The organism is Nonomuraea dietziae, from assembly GCF_014195505.1.
Lineage (GTDB): Bacteria > Actinomycetota > Actinomycetes > Streptosporangiales > Streptosporangiaceae > Nonomuraea > Nonomuraea roseola.
In genome coordinates, this window is the sequence record NZ_JACIBV010000001.1 from 564181 (window position 1) to 581984 (window position 17804).

Below are 17804 nucleotides of genomic sequence, written 5' to 3' on the forward strand. Positions count from 1 at the left end.
CGGCGTACCAGGCGGGCGGTACGCCGAAGGCGGGCGCTCAGCGGCTGAACCGCAACGTGACCAGCTCGAACGGGCGCAGCGACACCGCCACCGACCCGTCGGTCAGCTCCGGCGCGGCCACGTCGGCGAGCGGGCGCTCCAGCAGGTCGGTGACGGCGACGCCGGTGGCGTCGAAGCCGGTCGAGAGGCGGGCGTGGACCCGGCCTCCCCTGGACTCGTGGAAGCGGACGACGACGTCCCCGCTCCCGTCGTCGGCCAGCTTCACGGCGGTCACCACGACCGCGTCGTCGTCCACGGTGACCAGCGGCGCGATCACCGCGTCGCCCGGCACCCGCCGCTCGGGCAGGTTGATGAACCAGCCCTCACGGACCGCGTCGCCGATCGTCGCGCCGGGCACGAGCGCGTGACGGAAGCGGTGCACGCCCTGGTCGGTCTCGGGGTCGGGGAAGCGCGGGGCGCGCAGCAGCGACACCCGCAGCGTGGTGGTCGTGCCCGAGTCCGACGCCCGCACGGCGCGGGTCACGTCGTGGCCGTAGGTGGAGTCGGTGACCAGTGCCACGCCCCAGCCTGGCTCCTCCACGTGCACGAACTTGTGGTTGCACGCCTCGAACTTGGCCGCCTCCCAGCTGGTGTTGGTGTGGGTGGCGCGGTAGGCGTGGCCGTACTGGCTCTCCGAGGCGTACCGGTCGGCGCGCACGTCCAGAGGGAAGGCCAGCTTGAGGAACTTCTCGGTCTCGTGCCAGTCGACCTCGGTGCGGATGTCAAGCCGTCCGGCCTTGACGGTGAGGAGCTGCGTGACCCGTGACGCGCCGAACGAGCGCACCACGCGGACCGAGCCGGGCTCCTCGCCCGGCGCGACCTCGTCGGCCTCCACCAGGTCGGTCACCGTGTTCCGGTAGAACTGGTCCACGTCCCAGGCGTCCCACATGTTGGGGAAGTCAGGGTGGATCTGCAGGAGGTTGGCGGCCTGCCCTGGCGCGACCGTCTCCCGCTGCGCCCGCAGGTCGTACGCCGAGACGACCAGGCCGCGGCCGTCGATCTCCACCCGCAGCAGCCCGTCGTCCAGGACGTACCCGCCCTCGTCGCGGGTGCGGAGTTCGGCGGCGAGAGCGGGGGCTGCGACCGCGGCCGCTCCACCTGCCGGGACACCGTTGCGGGCGTGCGGCGCCGCGTTGAAGACCAGCTCGCCGGAGCCGGGGTTGCCCGCGAGGGCCCGCTGCGAGGCGTCGATGATGTCGTTCAGCTCCGCGGCCACGGCGGCGTACGTCTTCTCGGCCTCGCGGTGCACCCAGGCGATGGACGAGCCGGGCAGGATGTCGTGGAACTGGTGGAGCAGCACGGTCTTCCAGATCCGGTCGAGCTGTTCGTAGGGGTAGGGGTGCCCGGCACGGACGGCGGCGGTGGCCGCCCACAGTTCGGCCTCGCGCAGCAGCGACTCGCTGCGCCTGTTGCCCTGCTTGGTCTTGGCCTGGCTGGTGAGCGTGGCGCGGTGCAGCTCCAGGTAGAGCTCGCCGACCCAGACCGGCGGGTTGGGGTAGTCGGCCTCGGCCTTGGCGAAGAAGTCGGCGGGCGTCTCCCATGTGACGGTGGCCGAACCCTCCAGGTCCCGCAGCCTGGCCGCCTTGGCGACCATCTCGCGGGTGGTGCCGCCGCCTCCGTCGCCCCAGCCGGTCGGGGCGAGGGAGTGCCGCGCGACGCCCTTGTCCTTGAAGTTGCGCGCCGCGTGGGCGATCTCGCTGCCCTTCATCGAGCAGTTGTAGGTGTCCACCGGCGGGAAGTGGGTGAAGATCCTGGTCCCGTCGATGCCCTCCCACAGGAACGTGTGGTGGGGGAATTTGTTGACCTGGCTCCAGGAGATCTTCTGGGTGAGGAGCCGCTTCGACCCGGCGGCCTTGACGATCTGGGGAAGCCCTGCGGCGAAGCCGAACGTGTCGGGCAGCCACACCTCGTCGTTCTCGATGCCGAACTCGTCGAGGAAGAACCGCTTGCCGTGGACGAACTGCCTGGCCATGGCCTCCGAGCCGGGCATGTTGGTGTCCGACTCCACCCACATGCCGCCCGTGGGGACGAACCTTCCCGCGGCCACCGCCTTGACGACCCTGGCCCAGACCTCCGGCCTGTGCTCCTTCACCCAGGCCCACTGCTGCGCCTGCGACATGGCGAAGACGAAGTCGGGCTCGTCCTCCAGCAGCGCGGTCATGTTGGAGGTCGTGCGGGCCACCTTGCGGACGGTCTCACGCAGCGGCCAGAGCCAGGCCGAGTCGATGTGGGCATGGCCCACCGCGCTGATCCGGTGGGCCGAGGGCGCCGCCGGCGTGGCCAGCATCCCGGCCAGCTCGGCACGGCCGGCGGCGGCCGTACCGTTGACGTCCTGCAGGTCGATCGCGTCGAGGGCCCGCTCGACGGCGCGCAGCAGCTCCCAGCGGCGGGCGCCGTCGACGGGCAGCTCCGCCATCAGCTCGCCGAGAACCTCCAGGTCGATCACCAGCTGCCAGACGGTCTCGTCGAAGATCGCCAGGTCCATGCGGGCCAGCCGGTACTGCGGCTCGGTGCCCGCCGTCTCCTTGTCGCCGAGCTTCGTGGGCACGAAGGGGTGGTAGTCGAGGATGACGGGGTTGGAGGCCGCCTCGATGTGCAACCGCACCTCCTCGCCGCCCTTGACCGGCGCCCCGACGCGGATCCACTGGTTGCGCGGGTTGAGCCCCTTCACCGGGGTGCCGTCGGGACGGTAGACGAGCCCCTCGCACTGGAAGCCCGGCATGTTCTCGTCGAAGCCGAGGTCGAGAACCGCCTCGACGCTCCGGCCCGCCCACTGCGCCGGAACCGTGCCCGTGACGGTGAACCAGCTCGTGCCCCAGGGAGCGCCCCACCTGTCGCCGACCGCGATGGGCTCGGGCACGGCCGACAGGCCCTCGGCCACCGGCACGGGTTCGCCGGGCGCGTTCCACACGGCCACCTCGAGCGGCACCGACTCGGGGTACACGGCCGGGCGGATGCGCTCGTCAAGGACGCGCTTGAGACGCGCTTCGACCAGCTCGCGGTCGTCATGCATGGAGAGAGACTCCTTGTTCTGGAAACCGGTTCAGCCCTTGATCGCGCCCTCCGCTACGCCGCGGAAGAAGAACCGCTGCAGCGAGGCGAAGAGGATCACGATGGGCAGGAAGGAGATCATTGTCCCGGCCGCGATGAGGCGGGGATTGGCGGTGAAGGTTCCGTTGAGGTACTGCAGGCCAACGGTGAGCGTGAAGTTCTTCGGGTCGTTGAGCACGATGAGCGGCCACAGGAAATCGTCCCAGGCCCCGATGAAGGCGAAGATCGTGATGACGCTGAGCATCCCGCGCACGTTCGGCAGGCCGAGGTGCACCAGCCGTTGCCAGGGCGTCGCCCCGTCGATGACCGCCGCCTCGTCCATCTCCTTGGGGATGGCCTGGAACGCCGTGCGCATCAGCAGCACGTTCAGCATCCCGATCGTGCCGGGCAGTGCCACGCCCAGCAGGGTGTCGGCCAGGCCCATGCCCCGGACGGTGAGGTACTGGGAGATGATCGTCACCTCGCCCGGCAGCACGAGCGTGGACAGGAACAACGCCAGGAGCAGCTTCGCGCCCCGGAACTCCAGCCGGGCCAGCGCGAACCCCGCCAGCGTCGCGCCGATCGCGTTGCCGCACACGACGATGACCGCCACGATCAACGAGTTGAGCGCGTACGTCCAGACGGGGATCGTCGCCGCGACCTTCGCGTAGTTCTCCAGCGTCGGCTGGAGCGGGATGAAGCTCGGCGTCTGCGCGAAGACGTCCTCGTACGGCCCTTTGAGCGAGGTGGACACCTGCCACAGGAACGGCAGGACCGTGATCGCCAGCACGACCAGCAGCAGCGTGTACCGCAGCACCAGCTCGCCGGGCCCCGGAGCGCCGAAACCGCCCCGGCCCCGCCGTACCCGGCCCGCGTGCCGCCCCGACGACGATCGAAGGGCGGGTACGACGTGGCCGGTCGTCTCGCGCGTCTTCATGTCCGCCATGTCAGGCCGCCTTCCTGGAGAGCCGCGCCAGCAGGAGCATCGGACCGATCGTGATGACGAAGAGGAGGATGCTCAGCGCGGAGGCGTAACCGAAGTGGCCGTAGAAACCGCGACTGTAGAGCTGGATCAGCATCACGAGCGACATCGCCCGCCCGCCTGGCCCGCCCGTGCCGTTCGACAACACGAACAGTTCGGAGAACACCCGCAACGCCGAGACCGCCACCAGCACCGAGACCAGCAGCATCGTGTTGCGCACGCCCGGGACCGTCACGCTCCAGAAGCGGCGCACCGGCCCGGCCCCGTCCACGGCCGCGGCCTCGTGCAGCTCACGTCGTACGTTCCCGAGCGCCGACAGGTAGATGATCATGTAGTAGCCCAGGCCCTTCCACACCGTCAGCGTGATGGCGCTGAACACCAGCAGCCAGCGGTCGGTCAGGAACGGCAGCGGCCCCTGGAGCACCCCCATCTCCTGCGCGAGCCCGTTGATCACGCCCCGGTCGCTCAGGAGCCAGCTCCAGATGAGGGCGACCACGACCGCCGAGGCGACGACGGGGGTGTAGAAGGCGGTGCGGAAGAACGTGATTCCCGGGATCTTCTTCTCGACCAGCACTGCCAGCAGCAGCGGCAGGAAGGTGAGCACCGGCAGGCAGACCGCCATGAACACGATGCTGTTGAGCAGCGCGTCGACGAGCTGGGTGTCGTCGAGCATGCGCCCGAAGTTGTCCAGGCCGGTGAAGTGCCCGCCGCTCAGCGGCTTCGCGTTCGTGAACGCCAGGACCAGCGTGTTCAGCGAGGGCCAGACGTTGAAGACGAACAGCCACAGCGCGGCGGGCGCCACCAGCAGCCAGGGGATGATCCGGCGGCGGAGGGCGCTCTGCGCGGGGAGCAGGGGAGTGGTCACTGGTTGAGCAGCTCGTTGCATTTGGCGACCGCGGCGTCCAGCGCCTCCTTCGAGGAGACCTCGCCGGTGAGCGCCAGAGCGATCTGCTGCCGAATGAACTTGCTCATCGCCTCGGTGACCTCGAAGGGCTGGAGCACCTTCGCCGTGGCGAGAGACTTGAACGCGATGACCTTGGCGTCGCCGCCGTTGGTGCCGTCGCTCTTGGTGAAGAACGGGTCGTTGGCCGAGGCCTTGGTGCTCGGGAAGACGCTGACCTCGTGCGCGAACGCCGCCTGGTTCTCCGGGCTGGTCACCCAGCGCGCCAGCGCGATCGCCGCGGCCGGGTTCTTCGACTTCTTCGAGACCGACAGGCCCTGGACGTACAGCGGCGGGATGCCCATGGCGACCGACGGCACGACCTTGGGTGCGAGCGAGGGGTTGTCGGTCTTGACGGCGATGATGTGGTTGGCGCCGGCCGTCGTCCAGGCCACGGTGCCCTCGTTGAACAGCTTGGCGTTGCCTGCGTAGGTGTCGGTGAGCACGTCCCGCGGCAGCAGGCCCTCCTTGTAGGCGGCGCGGTACTTGTCGATCACCGCGGCGGCCTCGGGGGTGTTGAAGACGAAGCTCTTGCCGTCATCGGAAAGAATTTTCACGCCCGCCTGGGTGAGGTCGCCCAGTTCGGGACGGCGGCTCATCAGGTAGGCCTTGCCGCCGGACTTCTGCTTGAAGATCCGAGCCTGCTCGACCAGCTCGTCGAAGGTCGCCGGCGGCTTGGCCGGGTCCAGCCCGTTCTTCTTCATCAGCTCGGAGTTCCAGTAGTTGACGTCCGTGTTGAGGTACCACGGGTAGCCGAACGTCCCGGAGAACCCGCGGAACTTGTACGCGTCGAGGCCACCGGCGACGTACTCTTCGGCGAGCTTGGGGTCGACCTGGGCGACGTCGAGCAGCATGTCCTGCATGACCAGCGGCCGGGCGAAGTCCGGCGGCAGGTTGGTCACGTCCGGCAGGGTGCCCGAGGCGGCCTGGTTGAGCACCTTCTCCGAGTAGGCGTCCGGCGGCTGGTCGATCCATTCGACCTTCGTGCCCGGGTACTTCTTCTCGAAGGCGCCGATGACGCCCTCCATGTACGTCGTGAACTTGGGCTTCAGGGCCCAGGTCTGTAGCGTGACCGTGCCCTTCACCTCGCCCGTGGCCGCCGCGGTCGAGGCGGGGGCAGCCTGCGGGTCGGCCCCGCCCAGCCCGCAGCCCGAGACGACCATGACGGCTGCCACCGCCAGTCCCGTCCAGTACCTACGCATGGCGCTCTCCTTGCGTGCTAAATCGCTCTAGTTGCCGGACTATTCCCCCGGCTAGACTCGCGTGTCAATAGCTGAGACGAACTCGTGAAGGAGCAGCAGTGCGCCGACCGACGATCACCGACATCGCGCAGCGGGTCGGGGTTTCGAAGGGCGCGGTGTCCTTCGCGCTCAACGGCCGCCCGGGGGTCGGCGAGGCCACCCGCGCACGAATCCTGCAGGTCGCGAAGGAGATGAACTGGCGCCCGCACAGCGCCGCCCGGGCCCTCGGCGGGGCCCGCGCGGAGGCCGTGGGCCTGGTCATCGCCCGGCCCGCCAGCACCCTCGGCGTGGAGCCGTTCTTCGCCCAGTTGCTGTCCGGGCTGCAGGCGGGGCTGTCGGCGCAGTCAGTGGCGCTGCACCTGCTGATCGTCGAGGACGTCGAGGCCGAGATGGAGGTCTACCGCGAGTGGGCCTCCGCGCACCGGGTGGACGGGTTCGTCATGGTGGACCTCAAGGTCCGCGACCCGCGCATCGAGGTGCTGGAGGAGGCGGGGACGCCCGCGGTGGTCCTGGGCGGTCCCGGCAGGCACGGGAGCCTGTCCAGCGTGTGGGCCGACGACCGCGGGGCGATGCTGTCGGTCGTGGACTACCTGGCCGCGCTCGGCCACCGCAGGATCGCCCACGTCGCGGGCCTCCCGGCGTTCCGGCACACCCAGCGGCGCATGCGCGCGCTGCACGACCGCGCCGGCCGGCTTGACCTGGAGGAGGCCGTGTCGGTGCCCACCGACTTCAGCGACTCCGAAGGCGCGGCAGCGACCAGGGCGCTGCTGTCCCGCCCCCGCCGGCCGACGGCCATCGTCTACGACAGCGACGTGATGGCGCTGGCCGGGCTGGGTGTGGCGGGCGAGATGGGGGTGAAGGTGCCGGACGAGCTGTCCATCGTGGCCTTCGACGACTCGGTGCTGACCAGGATCGCGCACCCCGCGATCAGCGCGCTCTCCCGCGACACCTTCGCCTTCGGCAAGCAGCTCGCCGAGGTGATGCTGGAGATCATCGCAGAGCCCGGGCTGCGCAGGGACGTCAAAACGGCGACCCCCCGGCTGGTGGTCCGGGAGAGCACGGCGCCGCCCGGGGCTTGGCAGGAGAACTAAAACGCTTTAGGCTCCGCCGGGAGATCGTTCGACCCCCGGAGGACGCGTGCCCCTGTCCGACCCCATCCGCTACGGCGCCAACTACGTGCCCTCGGCCGGCTGGTTCCACAGCTGGCTCGACCTCTCGCTCGACGCCGTCCGCCGCGACTTCGAGGACCTGGCTTCGATCGGCCTGGACCACGTGCGAGTGTTTCCGATCTGGCCGTGGATCCAGCCGAACCGGGCGATGATCCGGCAGCGTGGCGTGGATGACCTGCTGGCGCTGATCGACGTCGCCGCCGAGTTCGACCTGTCCGTCGCCGTGGACCTGCTTCAGGGGCACCTGTCCAGCTTCGACTTCCTTCCTTCGTGGGTCCTCACCTGGCACCGGCGCAGCCTCTTCACCGACCGTGACGTGCGTGACGGCATCGCCACGTACGCCGACCTGATCGCCCGCGCCGTCGCCACCCGCGACAACGTGTTCGCCGTCACGCTCGGCAACGAGGTCAACAACCTCTATCCGAGCAACCCCACCACGCCCGAGGCGTCCACGGCCTGGGCCGCGGAGCTGGTCGATGTCGTGCGCTCCGCCGCGCCCGGTCTGCTCGCCCTCCACTCGCTGTACGACGCCACGTGGTACGACCCTGAGCACCCGTTCCATCCCGCCGACAACGTGGACCTCGGTGACCTGACCACGGTCCACTCCTGGGTGTTCAACGGTGTCTCCGCGATAGACGGCCCGCTCGGCCCCGCCACCGTCGGCCACGCCGACTACCTCGTCGAACTGGCGGCGGCCACCTCGCTCGACCCGACCCGGCCCGTCTGGCTGCAGGAGATCGGCGCGCCCCTGCCCGACGTGCCCGAGGCACACGCCGCCGAGTTCGTCCGTCACACGCTCGACACGGTGACCGCCAACCCCGCGCTGTGGGGCGTCACCTGGTGGTGCTCGCACGACCTGGAACCTTCTCTGGCCGACTTCCCCGAGCGGGAGTACGACCTGGGCCTGTTCACCGTGGACCACCGCCCCAAGCCGGCGGCCAAAGAGCTCGCGACGATCATCGGCGAGCGCCGCCGCCGTACCGAGGAAAGGCGCCCCGCCCTGCGGTGCGACGTGGACCTGCGGACCGAGCCCTGGCGCCGGGCCGAGGTCGCGCCCGGCAGCGCCTTCCACACCGAATGGGTCCGGCTGCGCCAGACCGGACCCGTGGCCATCGTCGCCGGCGACCGCGCCGCCGACCCTGGCCACCTCACGACTCGGGGAATCGACACCGTCCTCACTCAGGAATGAGAGGGAGCCCAGATGCGACGCCGCCTATTACCCGCCCTGTGCGGAGTCCTGATCGCGACGGCCCTCGTCGCCCAGCCCGCCCTGGCCGACCCCACGGCCCGGTCCACCTCCAGGCCCCCCTCCTCACCCGCCGAGCCGTCCGTTGATCCGTCCCTCTCGGACGCCCCGACCGCCTCGCCCACCCCGGCGGGACAGGGCCGGTCGGGCCGCGCGGCGGTGCGGGCGGCGGGCGGCCAGCCCTACGCCTCCTACTGGCACCCGAACACGATCCTGAACTGGAACCCGGCGACGGACCCTGACGCGCGGTTCAACCGGTCGCGGGTGCCGCTGCGGCCCCGTGTCTCAGACCCCGCGCTCAAGGCCAACCCGAACGCCCGCGCTGGCGAGGGCAAGATCGCCTCGCTGGTGTCGTTCGGGCCGACCTCGAACAACCCCTCGCAGGGCTCCCTCGACCCCAGCTACTACGCCTTCACCCACTGGCAGTACATCGACACCCTGGTCTTCTGGGGCGGTTCGGCGAGCGAGGGCCTCATCCTCGCCCCCAACGCGACGGTGATCGACGCCGCGCACCGCAACGGGGTCAAGGTCTACGGGACGGTGTTCTTCCCGCCCACGGCCTACGGCGGGCAGATCCAATGGGTACGCGACTTCGTGCAGAAGTCCGGCTCGAACTACGCGGTCGCCGACAAGCTGGTGCAGGTGGCCCAGCACTACGGGTTCGACGGCTGGTTCATCAACCAGGAGACCGCGGGCGGCGACGCCGCCCTGGCGACCGAGATCCGCTCACTGATGAAGTACGCCAGGGCCAAGGGCCCAGTCGAGTTCATGTGGTACGACGCCATGACCGAGAACGGCTCGGTCACCTGGCAGGACGCGCTCACCACGGCGAACGACGCCTTCCTGAGCGACCCCGCCAGGGTGTCCGACTCGATGTTCCTGGACTTCGGCTGGGGCGCGGGCAACCTGCGGTCGTCGCGCGACCTGGCCCGCTCCCTCGGCCGGGACGAGCACGAGCTGTACGCGGGCATCGACACCGAGTCCAACGGATACAACACAGGGGTGAGCTGGGACGCGGTCTTCCCCGCCGGTCAGCCGCACGTCACCTCGCTGGGCATCTACCGGCCCGAGTGGACATGGAAGTCCTCCTCGAACCCGGCCGACTTCCGCACCCGCGACTCCCGGTACTGGGTGGGCGCGAACGCTGATCCGTCCAACACCGCGACCTCCTCCTCCTGGAAGGGCCTGGCGCACTACATCGCCGAGTCCACGGCCGTGACCTCGAAGCCGTTCGTCACCGGGTTCAACACCGGGCACGGCGACTTCTACAACGTCGGCGGGGCCCGCGTGCGCACCGGCGGCTGGAACAACCTGTCAGTGCAGGACGTGCCCCCCACCTATCAGTGGGTGGTGAACTCCACCGGGACCCGGCTCACGCCGTCCATCGACTACGGCGACGCCTACGAGGGCGGCTCCTCGCTGCGGCTCACCGGGAAGCTCGACGCGGCCAACACCGTGCGGCTCTACCAGGCGAAGCTTCCGGTGACGGCCGACACCAAGCTGTCCGTCGTGGTCAAGACACCCGCAGCGGGCCCGACCCGGCTGAAGGCCGCCATCGCGTTCACCGACCCGCCTGGCACCTTCACCACGGTCGACCTGGGGTCCACGAGCGGCACCGGCTGGGAGCGGAAGACGCTGGACCTGTCGGCGCACGCCGGCAAGACCATCGCCCAGCTCGGCCTGCGCGCCGAGGGCTCCGCCGCCTCGTACGACATCCGGGTCGGGCAACTGGCCGTGTACGACGGAGCCGTGGACGCGCCCGCCGCGCCCTCCGGCCTCCAGGTGCTCGGCGCGACCGACGTGTCCTCCTCCCGCAAGTCGCTCCGCCTGGCCTGGACCGCCGCCGGCTCCGGATCCGGCGGCCAGGTCCACCACTACGACGTCTACCGCCGCAACGCCGACGGCTCCAGGACGTACCTGGGTGCGACCCCGAACGACGCGTACTTCGTGCCGCAGCTCGACCGGGCCGGCGCGGAGACCAGCACGACGATCGAGGTCGAGGCCGTCTCCACCGAGTACGGCCGGTCGGCCGCCGCGACCGCGACGGTCGCCTGGTCGGGTGAGCCGGGGGAGGAGAACCGCGCGCTCGGCCGTCCGGCGACCGCCTCAGGGCAGTGCGCCGCGGACGAGGGCCCGGCCAAGGCCGTGAACGGCAGCGTCACCGGCGGGAACTCCGACAAGTGGTGCACGCTCACCGCGGACAGGTGGCTGGAGGTGGACCTCGGCGAGGCCCGCTCCCTGACCCGGTTCGTGGTCCGGCACGCGCAGGCCGGCGGGGAGTCCGCGGCGTTCAACACCCGGGACTTCATGATCCAGGTGCGCTCCGCCGCCTCGGAGGAGTGGAAGACCGCGGTGACCGTCACCGGCAACACGGCGGCCGCCACCACCCACCCGGTCACCCTCACCACCCGCCACGTCAGGCTGTCCATCAGCAAACCGACCCAGAACACCGACTCCGCCGCCCGCATCTACGAGTTCGAGGCGTGGGGGAGGTAGCACGGTAACGCGCCCCACCAGGCCGGTCGCGCCGCAGGGTTCCCCGCGACGCGACCGGCGGTGCCGGCAGAGAGGCCCCGTGTCAGTCACCATCGGCCTCTCGACGTCGGCGATGTCGCTCGATCGTCGGATCGAACTCGACCTCGGGCGCCGGCGCCCTCTTTGGCCTGCTTCAGTCGATCCGTTCAGCGCGGAATCACCCAACCCGGCGCCCAGGTTCCTGCGGCGTCGTGGCCGGCCGCTGTGGCGGCGAGGTGGGCGCGGAGGGTGGCCATCCCCGGGTGAGGGTTGTCGCGGCGCCACAGGAGCGCATGCGGGTAGACGGGCGTCGGGTCGGTCACCGGGATGCGGCGCAGTCCGTGGTCGGCGGGCCAGACCAGGCGGGTCTGCTCGCCCATGAAAGTGGCCAGGGCAGGGGTGTCGGCGATGGTGTCGAGGAGCGCGTCGGAGCCGAAGTTGGGGCCCGTCGCCTCGATGGTGAGGCCGAACTCGGCGACGAGATCGTCGTAGTAGGCGGCCCACTCGGTACCGGGGACGATGCCGGGCATCCAGATCCGGTGCCCGGCGAGCTGAGCAACGGTCAACGACCGGGCGCCCGCCAGCGCGTGGGCGGGCCCGGTGAGGAGCTGGAGCGCCTCGTCGAGCACCCGGACGGACTCGATGTCCTCGGGAAGGGGCCGACCGGGCACGGCGACGGCGCGGAAGGACGCGTCGATCGCACCGGACCGAATGGCGGCGACGGCCGTCTCGATGTCGAACAGCATCACCACGTCGAGCTCGATCTCGGGGTGCGCGCGGTGGAAGGCGCGCATCAGGCCCGAGGCCGCGCTGCGTGAGGCGATCACGTCGACGCGCAGCGGACGGCTGCCGGGGAGCACGGACGCGACCGCGCGCTCGGCGACGCGCAGCAGCTCGCGCGCGTGGGGCAGGAACGCCTGCCCGTCGATGGTGAGCCGGGCCCCGCGCGCCGTGCGGGTGAACAGCCGCACGGCGAGGTCCTTCTCCAGCCCGGCGATGCGCTTGGAGACGGCCTGCTGGGTGATCGACAGATCTGCGGCGGCGTCCTGGAACTGGCCGGCGTCCACGACGGCGACGAACGTGCGCACAGCATCGAGATCCACACTGACTGACCTTAATGCACAACTTGGGGTTGTGTGCTTTCGGTCAGTCGGTTGTTTGACCTGCCTTCTGGCTGCGCGTTTTGATCTCTCCAATCAACCGGTGGTTGTTCCTAGAGATGGCGGGGTGCGCGTTGCGAAGGTCACTGGGACGGCGGTTCAGGTGGTTCTGGGCCGCGTATGCGGTCAGCACGTTCGGTACATGGCTCGCGTTCGACGCGTTCGCCCTGATCGCGATTCTCGCTCTGGACGCAGGGCCTGCCGAGGTGTCGGTTCTGGCCGCCGCGGGGCTCGCGGTCGGGGCGGTGGTCGCGGTGCCGCTCGGGCCGTGGGTGGAGTTCCGGCGTAAGAGACCGGTGATGATCGCGATGGACCTGATCCGGTTCACGGCGCTGATGAGCGTTCCCGCCGCCTACGTGCTGGGCTGGCTGAGCTTCGCTCAGCTCCTGGTGGTGGCGGTCGTTGTCGGCGCGGCCGACATCGCCTTCACCGCTGCGAGCGGAGCATGCCTGAAGTCGCTCGTCCGGTCCGAGGACCTGCTCGTCGCGAACGGGCGGTTCGAGGCCACGACCTGGACCGCCACCGCGCTCGGGCCGCCGCTCGGTACCGCCGCGATCGGGCTGATGGGCCCGGTGACGAGCGTGGCGGCCAACGCGGTCAGCTTCCTCCTCTCGGCCGTGGGAATCCGCGCCATCGGCGGGCGGGAGCCACGTCCCGCGCGAACCGCCACACCGCCCCGGCCCGGAGCCGGCGACCTGCTGGAGGGATGGCGGTACATCCTCGCCAGCCCGGCGCTGCGTCCGTTGTTCTTCAACACTGTCCTGGTCAGCGGCCTGATCATGGCGGCCTTACCGTTGCTCGCCGTCCTCATGCTCGGCGACCTCGGGTTCGCGCCCTGGCAGTACGGCCTCGCCTTCGGCCTTCCCTGCATCGGCGGCCTCATCGGCTCGCGACTGGCCCGCCCGCTCCTCGCACGGTTCGGACAGCACAAGGTCATGCTCACCGCCGGGACGCTGCGCGCGTGCTGGCCACTCGGACTGGCCTTCGTCCATCCCGGCCCCACCGGGCTCTTCCTCGTCATCGCCGTCGAACTCGGGCTGATCACCTGCATGGGCGTGTTCAACCCGGTGTTCGCTACCTACCGGCTCGAACGGCTCCCTTCGGACCGGGTCGTCCGCACGCTGTCTGCCTGGTCGATCACCAGTAAAGCCACCGTCGCCGCCATGACCGGCGTGTGGGGCCTGCTGGCCGGCCTCACCGGTCCCCGCATCGCGATCGCGATCGCCGGTCTCCTGCTCATGGCGACCTCACTCCTCCTCCCTCGACACGACCGCACGCCCTCGGAAAGGCAGACACTCGCATGAGCACCGCCTCCGCGCTCGACCCCGCACGCACCGCCCTGCTCGTCATGGACTATCAGCCCGCGATCCTCGCGCTGCTACCCGAAAGCGACAGTGAAGCCCTGCTGGGACGGATGGAGAAGGCAATCGCCGACGTTCGCGCCAAGGGCGGCACCGTCGCCTACGTCCGGGTCGGCTTCACCGAGGCCGACTGGGTCGCGATCCCGCCCGCCAACAGGTCCTTCGCACCGGTCGCCCAACACCGTCTCATGCACCACGCAGACCCTGACACCGCCATCCACGAACGTCTCGCTCCCCAGGACGGAGACATCATCGTGCGTAAGACCCGTTACGGAGGCCTGTCCACCACCGACCTCGATCAGCGGCTGCGCGAACACGGCATCACCACTCTGGTCATCGCGGGCATCAGTACCAGCGGCGTCGTCCTGTCCACCGTCCTCGACGCGGCCGACCGCGACTACCAGCTCTACGTCCTGGCCGACGGCGTCGCCGACCCTGACCCCCAAGCGCACGACGTCCTGCTCCATCAGGTCTTTCCCTCACGGGCCCACATCCTCGAAACCGCCGAGCTGCACACCCTCCTGCGGACTGACTGACGCGGGCCGCGCCCGCCCGCGACCGGCGAGGTGCTGATGTCGCGAAGGGTTCTGGCAGCGAGCACTGCTGGTAGACCAGGAACCACCCGTCGGCGCCGCGCGTCGATCTCCAGCCAGATCCAACTCGTCTCCAAGCCCTCGGCGGTGGACTATGCCGTGGTTCCACAGGAATGAGATGGGAGTCATCAATGTCACGACTGTCCAGGACGGGCAAGCGGATCGGAGCCGTGCTGTTCGGCGCGGTGGCCGCCGCCCTGATCAGCACCACGGCCGCCGCTCCCGCCCACGCGGCGCCCCCGTGGTGGTCCTACCAGGACGAGTTCGGGGATGCAGGCCTGTACCAGGTTCATTACGAGGACGGCCGCCCCTACACGGTGGAGCTCTGCTGGAGCCACGACTGGGGCCAGGTGCCCTGCGGTCGGTACTTCTGACCGACCGACCGGACCCCTGTGAGGGGTCCGGTCCGTCCCAGTTCACCAGGCCTCCACTCAGCCCCCGGCTCGGAGGCCGGACGGGCCAGCGTGTCATCGGGACGGGTAGCCACCGCAGCGCGCAGCCACGGCTCGCCGGCCCAGAGCGGCTCGTCCTCCGCCATGGCCGCGCCCGGAAGCAAGCTCAGCAACCGCCCGTACTCCCGCGTGGCCTCGGCATCGCCGTCCTGCGCCGCGGCCTGCAACGCTTCCACCCGCTCGGAGAAGATCGTCACGCCGGAACACGCTAACGCCCACCTGCGCTGGACGGGACAACGATGACCGGATCCCCCCGCGGGTTGCCAGACAACCAGGAAACGAAGCCTCCGCAGTGAGCGACGCTCGCCCAGCTCGCGCTATGTCCGTGATCGCTACCTTGCCCGATAACGATGGTTATCTAGGAAGCCTTGCTGGGTGAGCGCACGGCGCTAGACCGTGCCAGTGCCGCCTGGGTGGCGGGGCGCCTGGTGTCCACGTTGCCGGTCAAGGTGTTGAGGATGCCGGGGAGTTCGGCCACCGTTTCGGCGGGCAGGCCTTCCACGGTCTCCTCCGCCAGGGCGCACCAAAGCTGCTTGACCTGCTCGGCCAGAGCTTTGCCGCTGTCGGTGAGTTCGACGATGCTGGCGCGCTTGTCGGAGGGGGCGGGTGTGCGGCGGATGTGGCCGCCGGCTTCGAGTTTGCGGGTCATGAGCGTGACGCTGGGTGGCTCGCAACCGAGCGCCTCGCTGAGCTGGGCCTGGATCATCGGGCCGGTTCGGGCGAGCTCGAGCAGGAGCGCCTCTTGGCCGGGGTGCAGGCCGAGTGGGGCCAGCAGCGCGGCGGCCCTGGCCCGGTGGCGCAGGCTCAATAGGCGGATGGCCTGGTTGAGGGCGTCGGCTTGCTCGAACTCCATGAGCTCTCCTTGACAGATTGGTTACGCGCATAACTATTATGCGCATAACCAATCTTACTCGACATCCAGGAGCCGGGCATGACCGTGAAGGTCGCCGTCATCTACTACAGCGCGACAGGCAGCGTGCACGCGCTCGCGCAGGCCGTCGCCGAGGGCGCCGCCTCGGCCGGGGCCGAGGTACGGCTGCGGCGGGTCGCCGAGCTGGCGCCCGACAGCGCGATTGACCAGAACCCGTTGTGGCGGCAGCACGCCGATGCCGCCGGGTCGATCCCCGAGGCCTCGATTGATGACCTGGCGTGGGCCGATGCGTTCGCATTCGGGACGCCGACGCGGTTCGGCGCTCCTGCCGCGCAGCTCAAGCAGTTCATCGACCAGGCCGGCGGGTTGTGGCACGAAGGCGGATTGGCCGACAAGCCGGTCACGGCCTTCACCTCGGCGTTCAACCGGCACGGCGGCAGCGAGGCCACGATCTTGTCGTTGGGCAACGTCTTCTACCACTGGGGAGCCCTGATCGTGCCGCCCGGATTCACCGATCCGGTCGTGTACGCCGCTGGTGGCAACCCCTATGGCACGTCGCATGTGACCGGCCCGACCGGAGACGGCCCGGACACCGCGGTGCTGGAGGCGGCCAGGTACCAGGGACAGCGGTTGACCCGGATCACCATCCGGCTGCTGGGAAGCGGGCGCGTCGCCGATGCCGCCGCGGACGACGGGCACGCCCGCGAAAACCTGGCCGCGCCAGCATCCCGGACCGCGTGAGCGACGGGTTGGCAGGGAGGAAGTCATGACAACCGACATCGCGACGCAGCGCGCCAGGCCGCACACCGGGCCCGCCTGGTTGGTCCTGGCCTTGGCGTGTGCCTGCCAGTTCATGGTGATCCTGGATTCGTCCATCGTGAACGTGGCCCTGCCCTCGGTCCGCGAGGACCTCGGTTTTACACCTACCGGCCTGGCCTGGGTGGTGAACGGCTACCTGCTCACCTTCGCCGGCCTGATGCTGCTGGGTGGCCGCGCCGCCGACCTGTACGGCCCGCGCCGGATGCTGGTCGCCGGGATGTTCCTGTTCTCCGCCTCGAGTCTGGTCGGCGGCCTGGCAACCGCTCCGGAGGTCCTGGTGGCGGCACGCCTCGCGCAGGGCATCGGAGCCGCCATGATGGCCCCGGCGACGCTGGCCGTGATCAACACCTCCTTCACCGAGCCGACCGCGCGTGCCAAGGCGTTCGGTGCATGGTCCGCCGCGGGCGGTGTGGGCGGGTTGGTCGGCGCGGTCGCGGGCGGCGCCATCACCACTGGCCTGTCGTGGCGGTGGGTCTTCCTCATCAACGTGCCCATCGGGGCGGTGCTGATCGTCGCGGCCATGGTGTCGCTGGCCGGCACGCGAACCGGGCGGCGAGAGTCGCTCGACCTCACGGGCGCGCTCACGGGGACGGCGGGGCTGGCCGCGGTGATCTACGGGGTCATGCAGAGCGCCGATCATGGCTGGTCGTCCGGGCTGGTCCTCGGGCCGGTCGTGGGGGGCCTGCTCCTGCTCGTCGTCTTCACCGCGGTGGAGGCGCGCTTCGCCGCCCAGCCGATGGTGCCCCTGCGGCTGTTCAAGATCCGGGGAGTGGCGGTCGGCAACGGCATGCTGCTGATGTTCGGCGGAATCGCCATCGCGATGTGGTACTTCACCTCGCTCTTCCTGCAGAACGTCCTCGGCTACAGCGCGCTTCACGCCGGACTCGGGCAGACACCCGCGGCGGTGATGTTCATGATGATCGCGCGATGGGCCGCCGCCCTGCTGCCGCGCACCGGCGTGCGGCCCCTGTTGCTGTCCGGGAGCGCCTGTTTCCCGGCCGGATTCGGCTGGCTCTCCCTGGCTCATGCCGACACCGGCTATGTCACCAGCGTGCTCGGGCCTACCCTGCTCATCGCGGTCGGCATCGGGCTGACCTTCCCCACCCTCATGGCCGCGGCGACCGCCTGCGCTCCCGAGAGCGATGCGGGGATCATCGGCGGCCTGGCCCAAACCGCCAGCCAGGTGGGCGGGTCGATCGGCCTGGCGGTGCTCGCGACGGCCGCCGGCGCCAGAGCCGCGTCGGAGGCCGGCGAGGGCTCCCCGGTCGACGCCCTCGCCGCGGGATACGACCTGGTCTTCCTCATGGCGGCCGGGCTCGGCCTGGCCATCGCTGCGGTCAGCATGCTGCTGCCTCGCCACCGGCGCGGCTGACCACCGGCGACGCCG

General features: G+C 70.2%; 14 protein-coding genes. 8 read left to right on the top strand and 6 right to left on the bottom strand.

The window, feature by feature from the left end:
* Positions 1-37: 37 nt before the first annotated feature.
* Genes FHR33_RS02885 through FHR33_RS02900 form a run of 4 tightly spaced genes read right to left on the bottom strand, consistent with a single transcriptional unit; the run spans position 38 to position 6193 of the window.
* Complete coding sequence (locus FHR33_RS02885) at positions 38-3052, bottom strand: alpha-mannosidase (RefSeq protein WP_183643100.1); 3015 nt, start codon at positions 3050-3052, stop codon at positions 38-40.
* Positions 3053-3082: 30 nt separating this feature from the next.
* Positions 3083-4015, bottom strand: coding sequence for a carbohydrate ABC transporter permease (locus FHR33_RS02890; protein ID WP_221240897.1), 933 nt, complete (start codon positions 4013-4015; stop codon positions 3083-3085).
* Between the two features lies 1 nt (position 4016).
* A complete protein-coding gene (locus FHR33_RS02895) occupies positions 4017-4916 on the bottom strand; it encodes a carbohydrate ABC transporter permease (protein ID WP_312895335.1) in 900 nt (299 codons plus the stop codon).
* Positions 4913-6193: an ABC transporter substrate-binding protein gene (locus tag FHR33_RS02900; RefSeq protein ID WP_183643106.1), complete on the bottom strand. Its 1281-nt coding sequence runs from the start codon at positions 6191-6193 to the stop codon at positions 4913-4915. Before FHR33_RS02900 ends, FHR33_RS02895 begins: the two co-directional genes overlap by 4 nt.
* Before the next feature lie 98 nt (positions 6194-6291).
* Here FHR33_RS02900 and FHR33_RS02905 point away from each other — a divergent pair, with 98 nt between their 5' ends.
* The 3 genes from FHR33_RS02905 to FHR33_RS02915 are packed head-to-tail and all read left to right on the top strand — an operon-like array spanning position 6292 to position 11143.
* The gene (locus FHR33_RS02905) at positions 6292-7323 is read left to right on the top strand and encodes a LacI family DNA-binding transcriptional regulator (RefSeq protein WP_183643109.1); all 1032 of its coding nucleotides are present in this window, start codon (positions 6292-6294) and stop codon (positions 7321-7323) included.
* Positions 7324-7369: 46 nt separating this feature from the next.
* On the top strand, positions 7370-8590 hold the full coding sequence (locus FHR33_RS02910; protein ID WP_183643112.1) for a glycoside hydrolase 5 family protein: 1221 nt from the start codon (positions 7370-7372) through the stop codon (positions 8588-8590).
* A 12-nt stretch (positions 8591-8602) separates the two neighbouring features.
* On the top strand, positions 8603-11143 hold the full coding sequence (locus FHR33_RS02915) for an endo-beta-N-acetylglucosaminidase (protein ID WP_183643116.1): 2541 nt from the start codon (positions 8603-8605) through the stop codon (positions 11141-11143).
* Between the two features lie 185 nt (positions 11144-11328).
* Here the strand turns inward: FHR33_RS02915 and FHR33_RS02920 are convergent, their stop codons facing one another.
* The gene (locus FHR33_RS02920) at positions 11329-12264 is read right to left on the bottom strand and encodes a LysR family transcriptional regulator (RefSeq protein ID WP_183643119.1); all 936 of its coding nucleotides are present in this window, start codon (positions 12262-12264) and stop codon (positions 11329-11331) included.
* A gap of 131 nt (positions 12265-12395) precedes the next feature.
* On the opposite strand from FHR33_RS02920, the gene FHR33_RS02925 reads away from it, so the two are divergent.
* From FHR33_RS02925 to FHR33_RS02935, 3 genes are all read left to right on the top strand, one after another.
* The gene (locus tag FHR33_RS02925; protein WP_246451619.1) at positions 12396-13625 is read left to right on the top strand and encodes an MFS transporter; all 1230 of its coding nucleotides are present in this window, start codon (positions 12396-12398) and stop codon (positions 13623-13625) included.
* Entirely contained in the window at positions 13622-14218 is a 597-nt protein-coding gene (locus tag FHR33_RS02930; protein WP_183643122.1) for a cysteine hydrolase family protein, read from the top strand. The genes FHR33_RS02925 and FHR33_RS02930 overlap by 4 nt, the downstream gene beginning before the upstream one ends.
* A 188-nt stretch (positions 14219-14406) precedes the next feature.
* Positions 14407-14649 (top strand): hypothetical protein, encoded by a 243-nt coding sequence (locus FHR33_RS02935; RefSeq protein WP_183643124.1) that lies wholly within the window; start codon positions 14407-14409, stop codon positions 14647-14649.
* A gap of 436 nt (positions 14650-15085) precedes the next feature.
* Here FHR33_RS02935 and FHR33_RS02940 read toward each other — a convergent pair whose 3' ends face one another.
* On the bottom strand, positions 15086-15580 hold the full coding sequence (locus tag FHR33_RS02940) for a MarR family winged helix-turn-helix transcriptional regulator (RefSeq protein WP_183643127.1): 495 nt from the start codon (positions 15578-15580) through the stop codon (positions 15086-15088).
* Between the two features lie 78 nt (positions 15581-15658).
* On the opposite strand from FHR33_RS02940, the gene wrbA reads away from it, so the two are divergent.
* Both wrbA and FHR33_RS02950 read left to right on the top strand, forming a co-directional pair.
* Entirely contained in the window at positions 15659-16339 is a 681-nt protein-coding gene (gene wrbA, locus FHR33_RS02945; protein WP_183643130.1) for an NAD(P)H:quinone oxidoreductase, read from the top strand.
* Positions 16340-16364: 25 nt separating this feature from the next.
* Complete coding sequence (locus FHR33_RS02950; RefSeq protein WP_183643133.1) at positions 16365-17789, top strand: MFS transporter; 1425 nt, start codon at positions 16365-16367, stop codon at positions 17787-17789.
* The last annotated feature ends 15 nt before the right edge of the window (positions 17790-17804 follow it).